Source organism: Hydrogenophaga sp. UC242_50 (genome assembly GCF_042697355.1).
In the GTDB taxonomy this organism is placed as follows: domain Bacteria; phylum Pseudomonadota; class Gammaproteobacteria; order Burkholderiales; family Burkholderiaceae_C; genus Hydrogenophaga.
The window spans coordinates 371,185-390,964 of record NZ_CP170553.1 but is presented as its reverse complement, the minus strand read 5'-3'; the positions used below and the strand labels follow the sequence as shown (position 1 = coordinate 390,964).

Below are 19,780 nucleotides of genomic sequence, written 5' to 3'. Positions count from 1 at the left end.
ATTCGAGCCGTCAACACCGATGCCATTTCCCCCGAGTGGCGCAACAACCAGGAGACAGACATGTCCATCTCACGACGCGTTCTCTGCGGCACGGCCCTGGCGGCCGCCGTCCTGTCCACCGCGCCCGTCCACGCGCAGGACCCGGCGATCAAGGTGGGCGTCATCGGCCCGTTCTCCGGCCCGTTCGCGCACTACGGCACCTTGTTCAAGGCCGGTGTGGAGGCCTATGTGGCCAGCCAGGGCGGCAAGCTCGCGGGCAAGTCGGTGGAGTTCATCTACCGCGACACCGGCGGCCCGAACCCCGCGCAGACGCGGGTGCTGGCGCAGGAGCTGATCGTCAAGGACAAGGTGGACTACCTGGGCGGTTTTGTCTTCACGCCCAACGCGCTCGCGGTCGCACCGCTGATCCAGCAGTCGCAGACGCCCACGGTCATCTTCAACGCGGCCACCTCGTCGATCACCGAGAAGTCCGAGTACTTCATCCGCAGCAGCTACACGCTGTGGCAGGTCACGGTGCCGCTGGCCCAGTGGGCCGCCAAGCAGGGCATCAAGAAGGTGGTGACGGCGGTGACGGACTACGGCCCGGGCCTGGACGGTGAAGCGGCGTTCAAGAGCGAATTCGTCAAGCAGGGCGGGACGGTGGTCGAGACCATCCGCATGCCCATCGCCACCACGGACTTCGGCCCGTTCGCGCAGCGCATCCGCGCCAGCGGCGCGCAGGCGGTCTACACCTTCCTGCCAGGCGGCCCGCCGAACCTGGGTTTCGTGAAGGCCTACAACGAGAACGGCCTGGCCAAGGCCGGCATCCAGTTCCTGGGCACCTCGGAAACGGACGAGTTCGACCTGCAGAAGTTCGGTGACTCGGCGCTCGGCCTCACGACCGCGTTCCACTATTCCGGCGCGCACGACTCGCCGGCGAACAAGGCCTTCGTCGCCGCGCTGAAGAAGCAGAACCCGGCGGCGGTGGCGAACTACGCCTCGGTCGGCGCGTGGGACGGCATGCACGTCATCCACAAGATGATCGAGGCCACCGGCGGCCAGAAGAACGGCGCCAAGGCCCTGGCTGCGGCGCGCGAGCTGCAATGGGAAAGCCCGCGCGGCCCGGTGCGCATCGACGCCAAGACGCGCCACATCACCCAGAACGTCTACCTGCGCAAGGTGGAGAAAGAGGGCGGCGTGCTGGTCAACAAGGAAGTGCAGAGCTTCGGACCGCAGACCGATCACGGCCTGAACCCCTGATGCGGCGGCTGATGGACGAAGCGACGTGATCACGTTCTCCAACATCCTGATCGACGGCCTGGCCTACGGCATGGTGCTGTTCGTCATCGCCGTGGGCCTGTCGGTCACGCTGGGGCTCATGCGCTTCGTGAACCTCAGCCATGGCGCCTTCGCCATGGTGGGCGGCTACTGCGTGGCCCTGCTGACGCGCGAGCTCCAGTGGAGCTTCTGGATCGCCGTGCCGCTGGCGGTGCTGGCCACCGGCCTGCTGGGCGCGCTGCTGGAAGCGCTGGTCCTGCGGCACCTGTACCAGCGCAAGGAGCTGGACCAGGTGCTCTTCACGATCGGCCTGACCTTCGTGCTGATCGCCTCGACCAATGCCCTGGTCGGCCCGCAGGTGCAGATGGTCCAGCTGCCGCCCTCGCTGTCGGGCTCGGTGGACCTGGGTTTCCGCACCCTGCCGGCCCAGCGCCTGCTCGTGATCGGCGTGGGCCTGGCCGTGGCCGTGCTGGCCGCGCTCACGGTGACGCGCACGCGCTTCGGCATCTGGCTGCGCGCGGCGGTGGACCACGCGGGCACGGCCTCGACGCTGGGCATTCCGATCCGCCGCGTGCAGTGCCTGACCTTCGCCGCCGGCGCGGCGATGGCCGGCCTGGGCGGTGTGCTGGGCGCGGAGGTGATGCCGCTGGAGCCTTACTACGCGCTGAAGTACCTGGTGCTGGTGCTGGTCGTCGTGGCCGTGGGCGGCATGGGCAGCATCGCGGGCTCGCTGTGCGCGGCCATCGTGCTCGGCCTGATCGAGACCGCGAGCAAGTACCTGGCCTCGGACTGGGGCAGCCTTTTCTTCTTCGCCGCCATGGCCCTCTTCCTGGCCTGGCGTCCCAACGGACTGTTGAAACGATGAACGCCCTGTCCTTGTTCAAGACGCGGGCGCTCGCGGGCCCGCAAGACGGCGATGCCGCTTCGCCGCGCTGCGCGCCGGCCTGGCGCGCGCCGCTGGTGATGCTGGCGCTGGGCCTGGCGGCCTGCCTGCTGCTGCCCGACCAGCTGGGGCTGCTGACGCGCATCTTCATCATGGGCCTCTTCGTGCTGTCGCTGGACCTGGTGGTGGGCATCGCCGGCCTGGCGCACCTGGGACACGCCGCGATGTTCGGCGTGGGTGCCTACGCGGCGGGTGTGTTCGCCTTGCGCGTGATGCCCGACCCGCTGGTGGGCCTGGCCGTCGGCGTGCTGGCGGGCGCCGTGCTCGCGGCGGCGACCGGGGCCTTTCTGCTGCGCTACCAGGGCTTCACCTTCCTCATGCTCACCGTGGCGGTGGCGCAGATGGTGCTGTCGCTGGCGCACAAGGCGCGCGACTGGACGGGCGGCGACGACGGCCTCTCGGGCTACGTGATGGGCCCGCTGCTGGGGCAGTTCCAATTCGACCTCGAAGGCCGGCTGGCCGCGTTCTACGCGCTGGCGGTGCTGGTGGTTTGCTTCTATGCCGCGCGCCGCCTGGTGGACTCGCCGTTCGGCATGGCCGTGCGCGGCATCCACGAAAACCGCGCCCGCATGGCCGCCCTGGGCACGCCGGTCTACCGCCGCCTCTGGGGCATGTACGCCGCCGCGGGCGCGCTGGCCGGCGCGGCCGGGGCGCTCTCCGCGCAGACCACCGCCGTGGTGGGCCTGGACAGCCTGTCGTTCTCCCTCTCCGCCGAGGCCCTGGTCATGCTGATCCTGGGCGGTGCCGGGCGCCTGAGCGGTGCCCTGGTGGGCGCGGCGGTGTTCCTGGTGCTGCACCACACCGCGGCCTCCATCAACCCCTACCACTGGCTGTTCGTGGTGGGGGGCCTGCTGATGCTGGTGGTGCTGGTGTCGCCCGCGAAGGCCGTGGCCTGGCTGCGCAACCGCTGGGGAGGCCGCGCATGAGCCACCTGCTCGAACTGCGCCACCTGGACAAGCGCTTCGGCGGCATCCACGTGACGCGCGACGTCTCCTTCCAGCTCGCGCCGGGCGACCGCCTGGCCCTCATCGGCCCCAACGGCGCCGGCAAGACCACGCTGGTGAACCAGATCAGCGGGGTGTTCCCCGCCGACAGCGGCGAGATCTGGCTGCGCGGCGAGAACGTCTCTCGCCTGAGCCAGGCCCAGCGCGTGCGCGCCGGCCTGGCCCGCACCTTCCAGATCACCACGCTGGCGCCGCACTTCCCGGTGCAGCGCCAGATCGAACTCGCCCTGTTCGAGCGCGAAGGACTCGGCGGGTGCTTCTGGCGCGGCATCGACAGTTTCCCCGCGCTCCAGGCCGAGGCCCGGGCGCTGCTGGCCCGCTTCGGCCTGCAAGGGCAGGCCGCCACGCCGACGCAGGACCTGGCCTATGGCGAACAACGCCTGATCGAGATGGCGCTGGCGATGGCGCTGCGGCCCCAGGTGCTGCTGCTGGACGAGCCCATGGCCGGCGTGCCCAAGGGCGACGGCGAGCGCCTGCTCGCCGCGCTCGATGCCCTGCCGCGGGACCTCGCGGTGCTGATCATCGAACACGACATGGACCTGGTGTTCCGCTTCGCCAGCCGCATCCTGGTGCTCGCCGAGGGCGCGGTGCTGGCCGACGGCACGCCGGACGAGATCCGCCGCGACCCCCTGGTCCGCGCGGCCTACCTGGGCCATGGAGAGGCGACACGGCATGCTTGAAGTCAAAGACGCCACGGCCGGTTACGGCCCCACGACGGTGCTCAACGGCCTGTCGTTCGAGGTCGGCGCCGGCGAGCGCCTGGCCATGATCGGGCGCAACGGCGTGGGCAAGACCACGGCGCTGCGCGCCGTCATGGGCCTGGTGCCGCTGCGCGCCGGCACCATCACCTTCCAGGGCGAGGACGTCACGCGGCTGTCCGCGCACCAGCGCGCGCAGCGCGGCCTGGGCTACGTGCCCCAGACCCGCGACGTGTTTCCCTCGCTGAGCGTCGAGGAGAACCTGCTCGCCGGCCTCAAGCACCGCCCGCGCGCCGCGCTCAGCGAGGCCTACGAGCTGTTCCCGCGCTTGGCCGAGCGCCGCCGCAACGGGGGCGCCCAGCTCTCGGGGGGCGAGCAGCAGATGCTTTCGGTGGCGCGCGCCCTGCTGGGCCAGCCCCGGCTGATCCTGCTGGACGAGCCCCTCGAAGGCCTGGCGCCGCTGATCCGCCTGGACCTGCTGCGCGCCTTCGGCGAGATGAGCCGGCAGACCGGCATCGCGGTCGTCATCGTGGAACAGCAGGTCGACGAGGCCCTGGCCTACGCGGGCCGGGCGGTGGTGCTGGACCACGGCGTGGTGGTGCACGGCGCACCCGCCGACGAGCTGGCGCGCGACACCGCGGCGCTGGAGCGCTGGGTCGGGATGGCGGTGCACTGACATGCGTGTCCAGAATAGAGGCATGAAAACCTCCAAATCCCTCCCCGCCGTCAGCGATCCGCTCAAGCAGATCGACCTCGACCACTACGTCCCGGCCTACCTGACCTGGACCGCCAACAAGCTCTCGCGCGGTGCGTCCCAGCACTACCTGAAGATCTTCGGGGTGGGCATCGAGACCTGGCGCTGCCTGGTGCTGCTGGCCATCGAAGGTTCGATCTCCGCGCAGCAGGTCTCGCGCGTCATCGGCATGGACAAGGCCTCGGTCAGCCGCTGCTTCAAGTCCATGCAGGAAAGTGGCTTCATCCGCATCGAGCTGGACCCGCGCGACGGCCGGGCCCGCATCGCGGTGCTGACCACCAAGGGCCGCGCCATGCACGATCAGATCCGCGAAGTGGCGCTCGAACGCGAGCGCGCTTTCCTCGAGGTGTTGTCCGCCGACGAAGCCGAGACCCTGCTGGTGCTGCTGCGCCGCCTGCACGAAAACCTGCCGGCCGTGGAAACCGCGACCCAGCGCTTCGTGGAGCAGAAGTACGCCAAAACCCGCAAACCGCCGCGAAAGCCGGCGCCCCCCGAAAGCGACTGAGACATGGTGGAACTGGACGTCAGGGTGCGCGCGCGCCAACCGGAGGCCGACGGCATCTGCAGCTTCGACCTGGAGCCCATCGGGGCGAACGAGCTGCCCGCCTTCCGCCCCGGGGCCCACATCGACGTCCAGGTCGCGCCCGGCCTGATCCGCCAGTACTCGCTCTGCGGCCACCCGCAGGAGCGGCGCAGCTGGCGCATCGGCGTGCTGCGCGAACCGCAGTCGCGCGGCGGCTCGGCCGGCATGCACGACCGGGTGCAGGTGGGCGCGGTGCTCAAGGTGAGCGCGCCGCGCAACCTGTTCGAGCTGGTCGAGGCCCCGCACAGCGTGCTGGTGGCCGGCGGCATCGGCGTCACGCCCATCCTGTCGATGGCGCAGCACCTGCAGGACACCGGCCGCTCTTTCGAGATGCACTACTGCGCGCGCTCGCCCGGGCGCATGGCGTTTCGCGGGCAGATCGAGGCCGGGCCGCTGGCCGGGCACACGCGGCTCTATTTCAGCGACGCGCCGTCGCCCCAGGCCTTCGACGCCCCGGCCCTGCTGCGGGCCGCGCCCGAGGGCGCGCACCTCTACGTGTGCGGCCCCGCCGGCTTCATGGACTTCGTGCTCTCGGCCGCGCGCGCGGCCGGCTGGGCCGAGGCGCGCCTGCACCGCGAGCACTTCGCGGGCACCGTGGCCGACAGCACCGCTGACCAGGCCTTCCAGATCCGCCTGCAGCGCAGCGGCGCCACGCTCGACGTGCCGGTGGGCGTGAGCGCGCTCCAGGTGCTGCTGGACCACGGCGTGGACGTGAACTACGCGTGCGAGGCCGGTGTCTGCGGCAGTTGCCTCACCCGCGTGCTCGAGGGCACGCCCGACCACCGCGACAGCTGCCTGATGGACGCGGAGCGCGCCGCCAACGACCAGTTCACGCCCTGCTGTTCCCGCTCGAAATCCCCCACGCTGGTCCTCGACCTGTGAGACCGACCGCCTGACCGTCACCCAAGGAGACCCCCATGAACGCCGATTGCATCGCCATCCAACCGATCCCGCCCGCCGCCGCCAGCCGCGGTCGCTTTCCGCTGAACCAGTGGTACATGGCCGGCTTCTCCAGCGACCTGACCGACAAGCCCGTGGGCCGCACCTTCCTGAACCAGAAGGTCGTGCTGTTCCGCACCGGCGAAGGCCAGGTCGCCGCGCTGGAAGACCGCTGCTGCCACCGCTCGCTGCCGCTGTCGTGCGGCACGGTCGAGGCCTCGGGCGTGCGCTGCGGCTACCACGGCATGTTGTATGCGCCCACGGGCGTGTGCATCGAGATCCCGGGGCAGGACCGCATTCCGGGCAAGGCCCGGGTCAAGGCCTACCACGTCGCCGAGAAGAACCACATCCTCTGGATCTGGATGCCGAAGGAAGAGGGCGGCGCACCCACCGTCGAGGCGCCCGACTACCCCTGGCACGACGACCCGCGCTACAAGTTCGGCTCCGGCCAGTACCACTACAACGCGCCCTGGCAGCTGATCCACGACAACCTGCTGGACCTGAGCCACCTCGGCTACGTGCACCTCAAGACCATCGGCGGCAACGCCCGGCTGCACATGAGCGCCAAGATGAACGTCACGCAGGACGGTGACAAGGTCAAGGTGGTGCGCCTCATGCCCGGCTCCACGCCGCCGCCGACCTACAAGGCCGCCTGGCCTTTCGGCGAGACCTGCGACCGCTGGCAGGAAATCGAGTTCGAGCTCTCGCACCTCAGGATCTGGACCGGCGCCGTCGAGCCCGGCACCGACGCCATCGACGACCCCGAGCGCGGCGGCTTCCACATGCGCGGCCTGCACGGCATCACGCCCGAGACCGAGGAGAGCTGCCACTACTTCTGGAGCATGTCCAGCACCCGGCACCCCGACATGCCGGAGAACATCGAGGCCGTCATCGAGCAGACCGCCTTCACCTTCGACGAAGACCGCGTGGTGATCGAAGAGCAGTACCGCAACATCCAGCGCTTCGGCGGCAAGCCCAGCTGGATCGACATCCACGTCGACGTGGGGGGCAACCGCGCGCGCCGCATCGTCGAGCGCCTGACCGCGGCATCGGCCGATCCGCAGCCGGCCTGAGTTCCATCAAAAAAAGCCCGCCGGGTGGCGGGCTTTCGGGGGTCAGGCCGCGGCCTTGACCTTCAGGCGCCAGGCGTGCAGCAGCGGCTCGGTGTAGCCGCTGGGCTGCTCCTTGCCCTTGAACACCAGGTCCAGCGCGGCGAGGTAGGCCTTGCTGGTCTTGAAGTTGCCGGCCATCTTCTTGTACAGCGGATCGCCGGCGTTCTGGCCATCCACCACGGCGGCCATGCGCTCGAAGGTGTCGCGCACCTGCTTCTCGCTCACGATGCCATGGTGCAGCCAGTTGGCGATGTGCTGGCTGGAGATGCGCAGCGTCGCGCGGTCTTCCATCAGGCCCACGTTGTGGATGTCGGGCACCTTGGAGCAGCCCACGCCCTGGTCCACCCAGCGCACCACGTAACCCAGGATGCCCTGCACGTTGTTGTCCAGCTCCTGCTGCTTCTCGGCCGCGCTCCAGTTCGGGTTGCTGCTCACGGGCACCGTCAGCAGGCCGGTCAGCAGGTTGTCGCGTTCGGCGTTGGCGTCGATCTTCTCCAGTTCCTTCTGCACGTCCGACACCAGCACCTGGTGGTAGTGCAGCGCGTGCAGCGTGGCGCCGGTGGGGCTGGGCACCCAGGCGGTGTTGGCGCCGGCCTTGGGGTGGGCGATCTTCTGGCGCAGCATCTCGGCCATCAGGTCGGGCATGGCCCACATGCCCTTGCCGATCTGCGCCTTGCCGCGCAGGCCGCAAGTGAGGCCCACGATCACGTTGTTCTTCTCGTAGCTCTGGATCCAGGCGCTGGCCTTCATGTCGCCTTTGCGCACCATGGGGCCGGCCAGCATGGCGGTGTGCATCTCGTCGCCGGTGCGGTCCAGGAAGCCGGTGTTGATGAAGGCCACGCGGCTCGCGGCCGCGCCGATGCAGGCCTTGAGGTTGATGGAGGTGCGGCGCTCCTCGTCCATGATGCCCAGCTTGACCGTGCTGTCCTTGAGGCCCAGCACCTTTTCCACGCGGCCGAACAGCTCGGCGGCGAACTCGACTTCGCGCGGGCCGTGCATCTTGGGCTTGACGATGTAGACCGAGCCCTTGCGCGAGTTGCGGATCGCGTCCTTCTTCGTGCGCTTGAGGTCGTGCAGGGCGATGGTGGTGGTCACCATCGCATCCAGGATGCCTTCGGGGATTTCCTTGTCGTCCGCGCCCCAGAGCACGGCGGGGTTGGTCATCAGGTGGCCCACGTTGCGCACGAACATGAGCGAGCGGCCGTGCAGGCGCACGCCGTTCTTCTTGCCGTTGGGCGCGGTGTACTCGCGGTCGCCGTTGAGGCCGCGCGTGAAGGTCTTGCCCGCCTTGCTGACGGACTCGGTGAGCGTGCCCTGCAGGATGCCCAGCCAGTTGCGGTAGGCCAGCACCTTGTCCTCGGCGTCCACGGCGGCCACGGAGTCTTCCAGGTCCAGGATGGTCGAGAGCGCGGCTTCCACCACCAGGTCGCTCACGCCGGCGGCGTCGCCCTTGCCGATGGCCGTGCTGCGGTCGATCTGGATCTCCAGGTGCAGGCCGTTGTGCGCGAGCAGCACGGCGCTGGGGCTCTTGGCCTCACCCTGGTAGCCCACGAACTGCGACTTGTCGGCCAGCTTGCTGGTGCCGCCGTCGGCCAGCGTCACCACCAGCTCGCCGTCCTTGTTGACGCGGTAGCCGATCGAGCCCACGTGCGAGCCCTTCTTCAGCGGCGCGGTGCGGTCCAGCACGTAACGCGCGTACTCGATGACCTTGGCGCCGCGCTTGGGGTTGTAGCCGCCCTTGGGACCGGCCTTGCCGCAGCCCTTGTCTTCCGAAATCACGTCCGTGCCGTACAGCGCGTCGTACAGCGAGCCCCAGCGCGCGTTGGCCGCGTTGAGCGCGTAGCGCGCGTTCAGGATCGGCACCACCAGCTGCGGGCCGGCCTGCACGGCCAGCTCGTCGTCCACGTTCCTGGTCGTGGCCTTCACGCTCTTGGGTTGCGGCACCAGGTAGCCGATGGTTTCCAGGAACTTGCGGTAGCCCGCCATGTCGCGGATCGGGCCGGGGTTGGCCGCGTGCCAGGTGTCCAGCTCGGTTTGCAGGCGATCGCGCTCGCCCAGCAGGGCCGCGTTCTTGGGCGCCAGGTCCGCCACGATGCCGTCGAAGCCCTGCCAGAAGTTTGCTTCGCTCACGCCGGTGCCGGGCAGCACTTGCTGGTTGATGAAGTTGAACAGTTCGGTGGCGACCTTCAGGCCGTGAATCTGGGTGCGTGCGGTCATGGAAAGCTCCGTCTGGGCGAAAAGTGGGGGTGCCCGCACTGGCGCGGGCGTGAGCGAACTGTATTCCATACCCACGTCAGCATTAATTCGATTTTTCGTCACGGATCAGTGACTTGACTGTGGGTAATGGGCCTCGAATGGGCGCATCGTGCCGCTTTGCCTTGATCGGATGAATTCTTTTGGTTGAAGAATTTCTGCACTTCGATCCTGATTCGAGCTGCCTAATTCCTTGTTTGTAATTCTTTGAGTCTAAATCCCTAGATTCCGGGTTCTTCCGAAATTCGGCGCGCAACACCGTGTGCGTGTCCGTTAAGAGGCCACCGGTGGCTCACAAGGCGCTCGCTGGTGGCATGTGTTGAACCCATCTCAAATCTCAAAAATGACACTCTTGAAAAAGACGGCGGTCGCCCTGGCCGCTTTCGGTGCCCTGACCGGGGTCGCCCACGCCCAATCCAACGTCACGCTGTATGGCCTGGTGGACCTCTATGTGGGCAAGAACACCACCAAGACCACGGTGGCCGGCGTCAGCACCCGCACCGGCCCAGGCACGAGCCTGACGAGCGGCGGCCTGAACGGCAGCCGTTGGGGCCTGCGGGGAACGGAAGACCTGGGGGGTGGCCTGAAGGCCACGTTCCAGCTGGAGTCCGGTTTCAACGCCGACACCGGCACCAGCGTCGCGCCCGGTGGCTTCAACCGCACCAGCAAGGTGGGCCTGAGCGGTGGCTTCGGTTCCTTTGAAATGGGCCGCCAATACACGCAGATGTTCCTGCTGATGGACCGGTTCGATGCCCAGGGCACCTCCAGCTTCTCCGCCACCAACGCCATCTTTGGCCCGGCGCCTGCGGGCGCGCTCCCCGGCACGACACCTGCGGCGGTCGGCGCGCTGTCCCCGGCCCTTCGCCGTGACAACATGCTGCAGTACACCACGCCGAACATGGGCGGCTTCACCGGCGCCCTGCAATATGCCTTCGGCGAAAACGGTGGTCCCGGCGTCTCGGCCGGCCGCACGATGGGCCTGTCCGCCCTCTACGAAGGTGGTCCGGTGGCGGTGCAGGGTGTGTATGAGGCCGTCAAGAGTGCCGGTCCGGCCGCCACGACGGCCAAGTCCACCGGCCTGGGCGTGAGCTACGACTTCACCGCGGTGAAGGTGCTGGCCCAGTTCGTCAACCAGAAGAACGGCCTGACCAACGGCATCAAGGACAGCGGCTTTGTGCTGAGCGTGGCCGTTCCGGTGGGCTCGGCGGGCAGCCTCAACGCGGGCATCGGCAGCGAGAAAACCAAGGCGGTCGCGACCGGCCTGCGCGTCGGCAAGACCTCCTCCGCCAGCGTCGAATACCGCCACGATCTGAGCAAGCGCACCACCGTGTACGCGGGCCTGACGAACGTGAAGTTCGAGAGGGAATCGGCGCCGGTCAGCACGTTGAAGGACCAAACCTACGGCGTGGGCCTGCGTCACCGGTTCTGAGCAAGACAAGGGTCAACACCTGGCCGCAGGGGGCCAGGTGCTGGAATTGCCCACCGCCATCCGGCGGTGGGTTTTTTTTGTTCTCTTTCCGGTCCGCGTCGATCCGGCACCCGGTGATCAACCGACCCGCCCGTTCAGCTGCCGCGCCGCCGCCAGCACCTTGCCCACGTGCCGCTCATCGAAACGGTGCGCCGGCATCGTGAGCGTGAGGGAGGCGGCGATCGAGCCGTCCGCGTGGAACACCGGTGCCGAAATGCCGGCCACCTCGGCCAGGCGGTCGCCCACGGCGGTCATGAAGCCATCGGTGCGGATGCGCGCCAATACGCGCTTGTCGGCTGGCGTGGGCTTGCGGCTGTCATCGCCCGCGCCGAACGCCGAGAGCACGCGCCCGCCCGTGCCCTGGTGCAGCGGCAGCACGTCGCCTGCGCGGATGTGGTCGCGCACCGGATGGGGCGAATCCACGCGGTAGAGGCACAGCCGCGTCTGGTTCGGCGCTTGGCCCTGGCGCACGTGGTAGGCCGCGCTCTCGCCGGTGGCCGACACCAGCTGGCGCAGCACCGGCATGACGACCCGGTCCAGCGAAAACGAGGCCGCGTAGATGCCGTGCAGCCGCGCCACCTCGCCGCCCAGGGCGTAGCGCCCGTCGTCCAGCCGCTGCAGCAGGTGCGCGTGTTCGAGCGAGGCGAGCAGGCGCAGCGCGGTGCTCTTGTGCAGCTGGGTGCGCTCGGCCAGCTCGGCCAGCGACAACGAGGCGTCGCCCGCGTGGAACGCGCCCAGCAGCGAGAGCGCGCGGTCCACCGCGGCGGTGCCGCCGGTGGCGGCGTTGGCATCGGCCAAGGAAGGGGTCTGCGCTTTGCGGGGCATGAAGGAGGAGGAAGGGGCTTGGTTGACAGGACGGAAGTGATCTGCGATTCTTTTACTAGAAAGAATATCGTTCTATCTTGTAAAACGCAAGCAACCCGGCTTCTTCCATGCAAAACGCCCCCGAAGTCCTCATCAGCGAAGTCGGCCCGCGCGACGGCCTGCAGTCCGTGAAGGCCACCATGCCCACGGTCGACAAGCTGCGCTGGATCGATGCGCTCGTGGCCGCCGGCCTGCGCGAGATCGAGGTCGGCTCCTTCGTGCCCGCCAAGCTGCTGCCGCAGATGGCCGACGTGGTCGACGTGGTGCGCCACGCCCTGCGGCACCAGGGCATCACCGTGATGGCCCTGGTGCCCAACCGGCGCGGGGCCGAGGCCGCGCTGGCCTCGGGCGTGCACAAGATCACCCTGCCGGTGTCGGCGAGCGAGGCGCATTCGCTGGCCAACGTGCGCAAGACGCGCGAGCAGATGGTGGACGAGCTGCGCGAGGTGCACGCGCTGCGCCGCGATACCGCGCCCGGCGTGGCGATGGAGGTGGGCCTGTCCACCGCCTTCGGCTGCACGCTGCAGGGCGTGGTGGACGAAGACGAGGTGATCCGCCTGGCCGTGGCCTGCGTAAAGGCGGGCGTGGACGAGGTGGGCCTGTCCGACACCACCGGCATCGCAACCCCGCGCAGGTGCGCCGCCTGTTCACGCGCCTGCGCGCCGAGCTGGGCGAGCGCGCGGGCGCGGCCCACATGCACAACACGCGCGGCCTCGGGCTGCGCCAACTGCCTGGCCGCGTTCGACGTGGGCGTGCGCACCTTCGACGCCTCGCTCGGCGGCCTCGGCGGTTGCCCCTACGCGCCAGGGGCCTCCGGCAACGTGGTCACCGAAGACCTGGTCTTCATGTTCGAGGCCATGGGCGTGCGCACCGGCATCGATCTTTCGACCCTCATCGCCGCGCGCGATCCCCTGCGCGCCGGCCTGCCCGGTGAGCCGGTGTACGGCATGACGCCCGAAGCCGGCCTGCCCAAGGGCTGGCGCGCCGCCTGAAACTTCTCCACCCCTGCCATGCCAGACACCCAAGACACCCCCCGTCCCTTGCCCTTCGAAGGCATCCGCGTCGTCGAATTCACCCACATGGTCATGGGCCCCACCTGCGGCATGGTGCTGGCCGACCTGGGCGCCGAGGTCATCAAGGTCGAGCCACCCGCCGGCGACAATACGCGCCGCCTGCTCGGCTCGGGCGCGGGCTTCTACCCGCTGTTCAACCGCAACAAGAAAAGCCTGGTGCTGGACCTGCAGTCGCCCGAAGGCCGGGAGGCCGTGCTCAAGCTGATCGCCACCGCCGACGTGGTGAGCGAGAACTTCAAGCCCGGCACCATGAAGAAGCTGGGGCTCGATCACGCCAGCCTGAAGAAGCTCAACCCGCGCCTCATCTATGTGAGCCACAAGGGCTTCCTGCCCGGCCCGTACGACCACCGCACCGCGCTCGACGAGGTGGTGCAGATGATGGGTGGCCTGGCCTACATGACCGGCCGCCCCGGCGACCCGCTGCGCGCGGGTTCCTCGGTGAACGACATCATGGGTGGCCTGTTCGGCGCCATCGGCGTGATGGCCGCGCTCAGCGCGCGCGAGAAAACCGGCGAAGGCTGCGAGGTGCAGAGCTCGCTGTTCGAGAACAACGTCTTCCTCGTCGCGCAGCACATGATGCAGTTCGCCGTCACCGGCAAGGCCGCCGCGCCCATGCCCGACCGCATCTCCTCCTGGGGCATCTACGACGTCTTCCAGGTGAAGGACGGCGAGCAGATCTTCCTCGCCGTGGTGAGCGACACGCAGTGGGCCATCTTCTGCAAGGCCTTCGGCTACCAGGACCTGCAGGCCGATCCGCGACTGCTGGGCAACAACAACCGCGTGCGCAACCGCGACTGGCTCATTCCCCTGCTGCGCGAGCGCCTGGCCCAGCAGAGCGCGGCCGATCTCGCCGCGCTGTTCGAGCGCCATGGCCTGCCGTTCGCGCCCATCACCAAACCCCACGAACTGCTGGACGACCCCCACCTCTGCGCCACCGGCGGGCTCGCGCCCATCACCCTGCCCGATGGCGAGCGCGCCGGCCAGGCCGCGCAGACCGTGTTGCTGCCGCTGGCGCTCGACGGCGAACGCCTGGGCGTGCGCCGCAGCCCGCCGAAACTCGGTGAACACAGCGCCGAGCTGCTGGCCGAGCTGGGCTACGGCGCGGAGGACGCGGCGCAACTGAGCCGCACGGTCGTCAAAACCGCCTGAAAAGTCATCAATCGGCCCAAATTTATCATTGATTCGCTCCTGCAGGTGGGGTAATCTGCCCGGGTGGACAAACTCAAGCAACTCGAAACCTTCGTGGCGGTCGCCACGCGCGGCAGCCTCACCGCCGCCGCCAAAGCCGAGGGCGTGGCCCCGGCCATCATCGGGCGCCGGCTCGACGCCCTCGAAGCCCGGCTCGGCGTGAAGCTCATGGTGCGCACCACGCGGCGCATCACCCTCACCCACGAAGGCAGCGCCTTCCTGGAAGACTGCCAGCGCCTGCTGGTGGACATCGCCAACGCCGAAGCCAGCGTGAGCGCCGGCGGCGTCAAGGCCAGCGGCCACCTGCGCATCACCGCGCCGGCCGGTTTCGGCCGCCGCCATGTGGCGCCGCTGGTGCCGCGCTTTCGCGAACTGCATCCCGAGGTCACCATCTCGCTGAACCTGAGCGACCGCGTGGTCGACGTGGCCGGCGAGGCCTACGACTGCGCCGTGCGCGTGGGCGATCTGCCGGACTCCTCCCTGGTCAGCGTGCGACTGGCCGACAACCGCCGCCTGTGCGTGCGCAGCGCCGCGTTACCTGCAGCAGCACGGCCGCCCGCAGGTGCCGGCCGACCTGGTGCGCTTCGACTGCCTCACGCTCTCCAGCGACGCCTCGCAGACCCGGGGCTGGGCCTTCACCGTGCCGGCGCCCGGCGGCCTGGGCGAGGTGGAGATCGTGCACCTGCGCCCCAACGGCCCGCTGGACTGCACCGACGGCCAGGTGCTGCGCGAATGGTGCCTGGCCGGTTATGGCATCGCCTGGCGCAGCACCTGGGAGGTGGAGGCCGACATCGCCGCCGGTCGGCTGGAAAGCGTGCTCGACGACTTCGCCGCGCCGCCCAATGGCATCTTCGTGCTGTTCCCGCAACGCAAGCACCTCGCGCTGCGCGTGCGCCTGTGGATCGACTTCCTCAAGCACGAGTACGCGCGGCCCGACTTCTGGAAAACCTGAACCCCTCACACCCATGACCACCAAGCTCCTCGGCCTCTCCGGCAGCCTGCGCCAGCTGTCCTTCAACACCTCGCTGCTGCGCGCGGCGGTTCCGCTGGCGGGCGACGCCGCACAGCTCGACGCCGCCACGCTGCACGGCATCCCGCTCTACGACGGCGACCTGGAGCAGCGCGAGGGCACGCCGGCGGCCGTGCGCGAACTCAAGGAAAAGATCCTCGCCAGCGACGGCCTGCTGCTCGTCACGCCCGAGTACAACAACGGCATTCCCGGCGTGTTCAAGAATGCGGTGGACTGGCTCTCGCGGCCCACGCCCGGCCTGCCCGACGTGTTCCGCGACCGGCCCGTGGCCGTCATCGGCGCCTCGCCCGGGGGCTTCGGCACCATCCTGTCGCAAGCCCACTGGTTGCCGGTGTTGCGCACCCTGGGCACCCACACCTGGCAGGGCGGGCGGCTCATGGTTTCGCGCGCGTCGTCCGTGTTCGGCCCCGACGGCGCGCTGCTGGACGACAAGGTGCGCCAGCAGCTCGGCGAATTCGTGCAGGGCTTCGCGGCCTTCGTCGCGGCCGCGAAAAAGCCCTGAAAGGGCGGCGGCGGTTCAGCCGGGGATGTCCGGCTCTACCAGGTGCGCCAGCTGGGCCAGCGACTCCTGCCAGCCCAGGTAACACATCTCCAGCGGGATCACGTCGGGGATGCCCTCCTGCACCACGTGGAGCTCGGTGCCGCAGGACACGGCCTTCAGCTGTACGTCCACCGTGATGAGTCCGGGCAGGTTGGGGTCGTCGAACTTGTCGGTGTAGCGCAGGCGCTGATGGGGCACGAGTTCCACGTACTCGCCGCCGAACGAATGGGCGTGGCCGGTCGAGAAATTGCGGAAAGACATGCGGAACGTGCCACCCACCCTGGCGTCCAGGTGCTCCACCTTGCAGAGAAAACCGTAGGGCGGCAGCCAGCGGGCGAGGGCGTCGGCGTTGAGGAAGGCGCGGTAGACCTTCTCGGGCGGGGCTTTGAGGACGCGATGGAGGCGAACGGCGCGGGAAGAGGAAGTGCTCATGGTGAGGGTCCTTTCTGGTGAGGGTCGAGGGACATGGGCAGGGCCGGGCTTGTGCGCCCGGCTCCTCATGCTCGACGATCGAGGTGACGCCGTTTCGACAAGGCGGTGGGGTTTCGAGGCGGTTTCAGCCGCCCCGTCCCCTCTTTCTGCTCATGAATCGATCGTGGGCTTCATTCAACAGGTCTCCCGCCGAGTTGTCGGTAGGTTCACTGACGTCGCTGTCGGTATCGTCGGGAATGAAAGCCGAAAGCACGTTCAGGAGGCGTGTTCTGCGCAGCGCGGTGGCGCAACTCCGGAGCCGTCGAACCCTGATGGTTCTCTTGTTCCCAATCGATGTCTGCGGCGAGTGTGTTCAGGAAGTCGTCCAGGCCGTCGGCCCAGGCACCGCCTTGCATGGTGCGATTCGTCAGGTGCAGTGCCAGGTGGTGCAGCACCGTGTTGCCCTGTTGATCGACCTCGTTGACCCGATGCGGTTGGAGCGATGGCGCCAAGGCATTGAAGGCGCCCGGGTCCGCTTGCCTCGTCGCGAACATGAGCAGCGTTTCCCCGTTCGCGGTTCGCGTGGCGGCATGGACATGGTGCTGCTCCACCAGGAACCGCAATTCCTCGTGATCGCCTTCGGTGATGGCGTGTTGTGCGGCCTGAGCGGGTGTGAAAGGCCGGATGTGGGGGGCCTGGAGGCCCGCTGGCTGGAGATGGTTGATCATCAGTTGTCGGTTGCTGTGCAAGATGGAAGAAGGGCCCAGGACGGGCCCAGAACCACAGTGAGTCAAGGCCGAAGGTGGTTCGCCCATGCCGCTAAATCGCGGGGCAGACCTGCGGCATAGGCGCGGCGCGCGAGCAGCCAAATCCCGCCTATGCGGCCTTGGGCCGGCGCACCGCGCGCACCTTCCCGCTCGGCCCGCCGCCGCAATAGAACAGGTCCGCGCCATCGGATTCGAGGCCGCTCACGCCGAGGCCGGCGGGCATGTCGAGGCGTTCGAGCACCTTGCCACTCTGCGGGTCGATGCGGCGGATGTCGCTCTCGTCGCCCTCCCAGGTGCCGTGCCAGAGTTCGCCATCGACCCAGGTGACACCGGTGACGAAGCGGTTGGATTCGATGGTGCGCCGGATCGCGCCGGTGGCCGGGTCGATCTGGTGGATCTTGCGGTCGCGGTACTGGCCGACCCACAGGCTGCCTTCGGCCCAGGTGAGCCCGGAGTCGGCGCCGCCGCCGGGCGCGGGGATGGAGGCGAGCACGGTGCCGGAGGCGGGGTCGATCTTGTCGATGCGCGCCTCGGCGATCTGGTACAGGTGCTTGCCGTCGAAGGCGGTGCCGGCATCACCCGCGCGTTTCAGCGTGCGGGTGACCTCGCCGCTGGCGGGGTCGAAGGCGACGATGCCTTCGTCGGTGGCGGCCCACACGCGCTGGCCGTCGTGGGTGACGCCGTGCACGCGCTCGGAGCCGAGGAAGGGACCGTACTCGCGCACGACTTCGGCGGTGCGCGCGGTGGGGGTGGTCTGACGGGTCATGGTGAATCTCCTTGTGGCAGCACCGGGTGTCGGCGCTTGAGGGTCACTCTATTCAATCGGCAGCGAAGCAGGGAGTAACAAGATCGTCGCGAATCCGGCCAGCGGCGGCGCCAGCCAGCGCCGCGCCCGCGCCTGGCCGATGGCGCGCACGCGGCCCTCGGCCTCCAGCTCGGCGAGCGCGCGCTGCACGGTGCGCTGGCTCGCGCCCAGCGCGAGCGCCAGGGCCGAGGTGGACCAGGCCGCGCCGTCGGCCAGCAGCGCCAGCAACGAAGCCTGTTCGCCGTCGATGGGCGGCGCGAGCAGCACGAGGGAGCGCCCGCCCGAGGGCTGCAGCGCGAAGCCGCGCGCGGTGGCCTCGATGCCCGCGAGGGGTTTGACGAGCGCGCGCAGGCGGCCGATCTCGACGCGCAGGCGCGCGCGGTGCGTCTCGTCCGGGCGGCGGGTGCGGAACGCCTCGGCGATCAGGGCCTCGCGCTCCACGTCGCCCGGCCAGGCCTGGGCGAGCGCGCGCGCCAGCGCGAACAGCACGGGCCGGCGCGCGAGCGATTGCCACGCGGCGCCTGTGCCCAGGCCGCGGCGGCAGGCGTCCACCACCAGCGCGTCGGAGGCCAGCAGGGCCGCCACGTCGGCCAGCCGCAGCGCCTGCTCGCTGCCGTTGCCCAGGCGGCGCGCGGCCGGTTGGTTCAGCGTGGCCTGGGCTTGTGCGACTTCGGCCTGAAGGGCGGGCACGCCGGCCCGTGTGGCCGCATCGCGCGCGCGGGCCAGGGCCGCGCGCCCGGCCTCCACGCGCAGCGAGCGCAGCGCGAGCTCGGCCGCGACCAGCTCGGCCACCGCCGCGAGCGCGGGTGGCAGGCGGGTGGTGTCGATGGCCGCGAGCACGGCTTCGGCCTCGGTCAGGCGGCCGAGCAGCAGCAGGCGCCGCGCCGCGATCAAGCGGGCCTGGCGCGCGTTGGCGTGGTCGGCGTGGGCTTCCAGGGTGGCCGCGGCGGCGGCCAGCGGGCGCGTGGAGCCACCGAGGTCGCGCATCGCCAGCGCCACCTCGGCCTCGGCCACCACGCAGCGGGCGCGCGCCAGGGTTTCGTGCGCGCCGAAGCCTCGGCCGGCGCGCCGCAGCAGGTCGCGTGCGCGCGGATGTTCCCCGAGCTGGGCCATGGCGATGCCGCGCAAGGCCAGGGCCGGCGGGTCGTCGCGCAAGGCCACGCGCTTGAGCGCGCCCAGCGCGTCGCCCGCGGCCAGGGCGCGCGCGGCGGCGGTGATGAGGGAATCCATGCCGACAGGCTACCCCAGCCGGCGCAGGGGCGCCTCGCCGTGGTCAGCGGCTGGCGCGCGCGGGCGCCACGGCGGCGCCCTGGATCTGGTGCCGTTGCAGGCCCTGGGTCACGAAGCCGCTGGCCTTCATCTCTCCGATGAACCCGCTGAGCCAGGCTTGCGCCGCCGTGCGGCCCTTGGGCACGCCCATGGCCTGCTCGATCACCATGAAGCGCCCGGGCAGCAGGCGCACGCCGCCCACGCGCTGCGCGTCCGCCTCCAGCTGCTGCTTCACGCCGGCGGCCACGTCCAGCTTTTCGGCGAGGAACAGGTCCGTCACGGCGGGCGAGGTGGGCGCGCGCACCAGGGTGGCGGCCTTGATCTCGCGCGTGAGGAACAGGTCGTACGCGCTGCCGCGCCCGACGACCACGCGCGTGCCGGCGCGGTCCACGTCCTCGTTGCGGCGCAGCGGCGAGTCGTTGCGCACGAGGTAGGCGCCTTCGATGATCACGTAAGGCGCGGTGTACTCCATGTCGGCCGCGCGGACCGGGTCGATGGCGACGAAGGCGAGGTCCACCTGCCGCGCCTTGACCGCCTCCACCACGTTGCCGGCCGAGTTGAACAGCACCAGTTCGATGGGCACGCCCAGGCGCCGTGCGGCCTCGCGCGCGAGATCGACCGACACGCCCTGCGGCTCGCCCGAGGCGCTGCGCGTGGCCAGGATGGGGTTGCCGAAATTGATCGCGGCGCGCAGCTTGCCGGTGGACGAGAGTTCGGCGATCGCGGCGGCCGGCGGGGGCGTCGAGGCGGGTCCGGGCGCGGCGCAGCCGGCGAGCGCCAGGGCGCTGGCGGCGCACAGGGTGCGGCGAAAGCGGTCCATG

Annotated in this window: 19 protein-coding genes and 1 pseudogene; 13 read left to right on the top strand and 7 right to left on the bottom strand. The window is 69.7% G+C overall.

Annotation, left to right across the window (positions count from 1 at the left end; genetic code table 11):
• Positions 1 to 60: 60 nt before the first annotated feature.
• The 8 genes from ACFJGX_RS01975 to ACFJGX_RS01940 are packed head-to-tail and all read left to right on the top strand — an operon-like array spanning position 61 to position 7,251.
• Entirely contained in the window at positions 61 to 1,239 is a 1,179-nt protein-coding gene (locus tag ACFJGX_RS01975) for an ABC transporter substrate-binding protein (RefSeq protein WP_291117322.1), read from the top strand.
• Positions 1,240 to 1,264: 25 nt separating this feature from the next.
• Entirely contained in the window at positions 1,265 to 2,122 is an 858-nt protein-coding gene (locus ACFJGX_RS01970) for a branched-chain amino acid ABC transporter permease (RefSeq protein ID WP_382162870.1), read from the top strand.
• Positions 2,119 to 3,126: a branched-chain amino acid ABC transporter permease gene (locus ACFJGX_RS01965; protein ID WP_382327629.1), complete on the top strand. Its 1,008-nt coding sequence runs from the start codon at positions 2,119 to 2,121 to the stop codon at positions 3,124 to 3,126. The genes ACFJGX_RS01970 and ACFJGX_RS01965 overlap by 4 nt, the downstream gene beginning before the upstream one ends.
• Positions 3,123 to 3,884 carry an ABC transporter ATP-binding protein gene (locus ACFJGX_RS01960; protein ID WP_291117329.1) on the top strand — a complete coding sequence of 254 codons (762 nt, stop codon included), beginning with the start codon at positions 3,123 to 3,125 and terminating at the stop codon, positions 3,882 to 3,884. Before ACFJGX_RS01965 ends, ACFJGX_RS01960 begins: the two co-directional genes overlap by 4 nt.
• On the top strand, positions 3,877 to 4,578 hold the full coding sequence (locus tag ACFJGX_RS01955) for an ABC transporter ATP-binding protein (protein ID WP_382322894.1): 702 nt from the start codon (positions 3,877 to 3,879) through the stop codon (positions 4,576 to 4,578). The genes ACFJGX_RS01960 and ACFJGX_RS01955 overlap by 8 nt, the downstream gene beginning before the upstream one ends.
• A gap of 22 nt (positions 4,579 to 4,600) precedes the next feature.
• The gene (locus tag ACFJGX_RS01950; RefSeq protein ID WP_291117335.1) at positions 4,601 to 5,161 is read left to right on the top strand and encodes a MarR family winged helix-turn-helix transcriptional regulator; all 561 of its coding nucleotides are present in this window, start codon (positions 4,601 to 4,603) and stop codon (positions 5,159 to 5,161) included.
• Positions 5,162 to 5,164: 3 nt separating this feature from the next.
• Complete coding sequence (locus ACFJGX_RS01945; protein WP_382327627.1) at positions 5,165 to 6,121, top strand: PDR/VanB family oxidoreductase; 957 nt, start codon at positions 5,165 to 5,167, stop codon at positions 6,119 to 6,121.
• 35 nt (positions 6,122 to 6,156) lie between these two features.
• Positions 6,157 to 7,251, top strand: coding sequence for a Rieske 2Fe-2S domain-containing protein (locus ACFJGX_RS01940; RefSeq protein ID WP_382322895.1), 1,095 nt, complete (start codon positions 6,157 to 6,159; stop codon positions 7,249 to 7,251).
• Positions 7,252 to 7,293: 42 nt separating this feature from the next.
• Here ACFJGX_RS01940 and ACFJGX_RS01935 read toward each other — a convergent pair whose 3' ends face one another.
• Positions 7,294 to 9,507, bottom strand: a complete 2,214-nt coding sequence (locus ACFJGX_RS01935; RefSeq protein ID WP_382322896.1) for a malate synthase G — start codon at positions 9,505 to 9,507, stop codon at positions 7,294 to 7,296.
• Between the two features lie 379 nt (positions 9,508 to 9,886).
• On the opposite strand from ACFJGX_RS01935, the gene ACFJGX_RS01930 reads away from it, so the two are divergent.
• A complete protein-coding gene (locus tag ACFJGX_RS01930; protein ID WP_382322897.1) occupies positions 9,887 to 10,972 on the top strand; it encodes a porin in 1,086 nt (361 codons plus the stop codon).
• A 117-nt stretch (positions 10,973 to 11,089) separates the two neighbouring features.
• Here ACFJGX_RS01930 and ACFJGX_RS01925 read toward each other — a convergent pair whose 3' ends face one another.
• Positions 11,090 to 11,836, bottom strand: coding sequence for an IclR family transcriptional regulator (locus ACFJGX_RS01925; protein ID WP_382322898.1), 747 nt, complete (start codon positions 11,834 to 11,836; stop codon positions 11,090 to 11,092).
• Positions 11,837 to 11,943: 107 nt separating this feature from the next.
• On the opposite strand from ACFJGX_RS01925, the gene ACFJGX_RS01920 reads away from it, so the two are divergent.
• The 4 genes and pseudogenes from ACFJGX_RS01920 to ACFJGX_RS01905 all read left to right on the top strand — a co-directional run bounded on the left by ACFJGX_RS01920 (position 11,944) and on the right by ACFJGX_RS01905 (position 15,668).
• The gene (locus ACFJGX_RS01920) at positions 11,944 to 12,867 is read left to right on the top strand and encodes a hydroxymethylglutaryl-CoA lyase (RefSeq protein ID WP_382327625.1); all 924 of its coding nucleotides are present in this window, start codon (positions 11,944 to 11,946) and stop codon (positions 12,865 to 12,867) included.
• Between the two features lie 18 nt (positions 12,868 to 12,885).
• Positions 12,886 to 14,097 (top strand): CaiB/BaiF CoA transferase family protein, encoded by a 1,212-nt coding sequence (locus ACFJGX_RS01915; protein ID WP_382322900.1) that lies wholly within the window; start codon positions 12,886 to 12,888, stop codon positions 14,095 to 14,097.
• A 63-nt stretch (positions 14,098 to 14,160) separates the two neighbouring features.
• A pseudogene (locus tag ACFJGX_RS01910) lies at positions 14,161 to 15,088 on the top strand (LysR family transcriptional regulator).
• Positions 15,089 to 15,101: 13 nt separating this feature from the next.
• Positions 15,102 to 15,668 carry an NADPH-dependent FMN reductase gene (locus ACFJGX_RS01905; protein ID WP_382162834.1) on the top strand — a complete coding sequence of 189 codons (567 nt, stop codon included), beginning with the start codon at positions 15,102 to 15,104 and terminating at the stop codon, positions 15,666 to 15,668.
• A gap of 15 nt (positions 15,669 to 15,683) precedes the next feature.
• Here the strand turns inward: ACFJGX_RS01905 and ACFJGX_RS01900 are convergent, their stop codons facing one another.
• The 5 genes from ACFJGX_RS01900 to ACFJGX_RS01880 form a co-directional block, all read right to left on the bottom strand.
• Positions 15,684 to 16,139 carry an SRPBCC family protein gene (locus ACFJGX_RS01900; RefSeq protein WP_382322901.1) on the bottom strand — a complete coding sequence of 152 codons (456 nt, stop codon included), beginning with the start codon at positions 16,137 to 16,139 and terminating at the stop codon, positions 15,684 to 15,686.
• Positions 16,140 to 16,345: 206 nt separating this feature from the next.
• Positions 16,346 to 16,846, bottom strand: a complete 501-nt coding sequence (locus ACFJGX_RS01895) for a hypothetical protein (protein WP_382327623.1) — start codon at positions 16,844 to 16,846, stop codon at positions 16,346 to 16,348.
• A gap of 148 nt (positions 16,847 to 16,994) precedes the next feature.
• Entirely contained in the window at positions 16,995 to 17,651 is a 657-nt protein-coding gene (locus tag ACFJGX_RS01890) for a hypothetical protein (protein WP_382322903.1), read from the bottom strand.
• Positions 17,652 to 17,699: 48 nt separating this feature from the next.
• Positions 17,700 to 18,920 (bottom strand): helix-turn-helix domain-containing protein, encoded by a 1,221-nt coding sequence (locus ACFJGX_RS01885; protein ID WP_382322904.1) that lies wholly within the window; start codon positions 18,918 to 18,920, stop codon positions 17,700 to 17,702.
• Positions 18,921 to 18,963: 43 nt separating this feature from the next.
• A complete protein-coding gene (locus tag ACFJGX_RS01880) occupies positions 18,964 to 19,779 on the bottom strand; it encodes an ABC transporter substrate-binding protein (RefSeq protein ID WP_382322905.1) in 816 nt (271 codons plus the stop codon).
• Between the last annotated feature and the right edge of the window lies 1 nt (position 19,780).

Bases quoted from the DNA above. Each gene is read 5' to 3' on its own strand.
- ACFJGX_RS01975 (WP_291117322.1), top strand. From the start codon at position 61: ATGTCCATCTCACGACGCGTTCTCTGCGGCACGGCCCTGGCGGCCGCC.
- ACFJGX_RS01965 (WP_382327629.1), top strand. From the start codon at position 2,119: ATGAACGCCCTGTCCTTGTTCAAGACGCGGGCGCTCGCGGGCCCGCAA.
- ACFJGX_RS01960 (WP_291117329.1), top strand. From the start codon at position 3,123: ATGAGCCACCTGCTCGAACTGCGCCACCTGGACAAGCGCTTCGGCGGC.
- ACFJGX_RS01955 (WP_382322894.1), top strand. From the start codon at position 3,877: ATGCTTGAAGTCAAAGACGCCACGGCCGGTTACGGCCCCACGACGGTG.
- ACFJGX_RS01950 (WP_291117335.1), top strand. From the start codon at position 4,601: ATGAAAACCTCCAAATCCCTCCCCGCCGTCAGCGATCCGCTCAAGCAG.
- ACFJGX_RS01945 (WP_382327627.1), top strand. From the start codon at position 5,165: ATGGTGGAACTGGACGTCAGGGTGCGCGCGCGCCAACCGGAGGCCGAC.
- ACFJGX_RS01940 (WP_382322895.1), top strand. From the start codon at position 6,157: ATGAACGCCGATTGCATCGCCATCCAACCGATCCCGCCCGCCGCCGCC.
- ACFJGX_RS01935 (WP_382322896.1), bottom strand. From the start codon at position 9,507: ATGACCGCACGCACCCAGATTCACGGCCTGAAGGTCGCCACCGAACTG.
- ACFJGX_RS01930 (WP_382322897.1), top strand. From the start codon at position 9,887: ATGACACTCTTGAAAAAGACGGCGGTCGCCCTGGCCGCTTTCGGTGCC.
- ACFJGX_RS01925 (WP_382322898.1), bottom strand. From the start codon at position 11,836: ATGCCCCGCAAAGCGCAGACCCCTTCCTTGGCCGATGCCAACGCCGCC.
- ACFJGX_RS01920 (WP_382327625.1), top strand. From the start codon at position 11,944: ATGCAAAACGCCCCCGAAGTCCTCATCAGCGAAGTCGGCCCGCGCGAC.
- ACFJGX_RS01915 (WP_382322900.1), top strand. From the start codon at position 12,886: ATGCCAGACACCCAAGACACCCCCCGTCCCTTGCCCTTCGAAGGCATC.
- ACFJGX_RS01905 (WP_382162834.1), top strand. From the start codon at position 15,102: ATGACCACCAAGCTCCTCGGCCTCTCCGGCAGCCTGCGCCAGCTGTCC.
- ACFJGX_RS01900 (WP_382322901.1), bottom strand. From the start codon at position 16,139: ATGAGCACTTCCTCTTCCCGCGCCGTTCGCCTCCATCGCGTCCTCAAA.
- ACFJGX_RS01895 (WP_382327623.1), bottom strand. From the start codon at position 16,846: ATGATCAACCATCTCCAGCCAGCGGGCCTCCAGGCCCCCCACATCCGG.
- ACFJGX_RS01890 (WP_382322903.1), bottom strand. From the start codon at position 17,651: ATGACCCGTCAGACCACCCCCACCGCGCGCACCGCCGAAGTCGTGCGC.
- ACFJGX_RS01885 (WP_382322904.1), bottom strand. From the start codon at position 18,920: ATGGATTCCCTCATCACCGCCGCCGCGCGCGCCCTGGCCGCGGGCGAC.
- ACFJGX_RS01880 (WP_382322905.1), bottom strand. From the start codon at position 19,779: ATGGACCGCTTTCGCCGCACCCTGTGCGCCGCCAGCGCCCTGGCGCTC.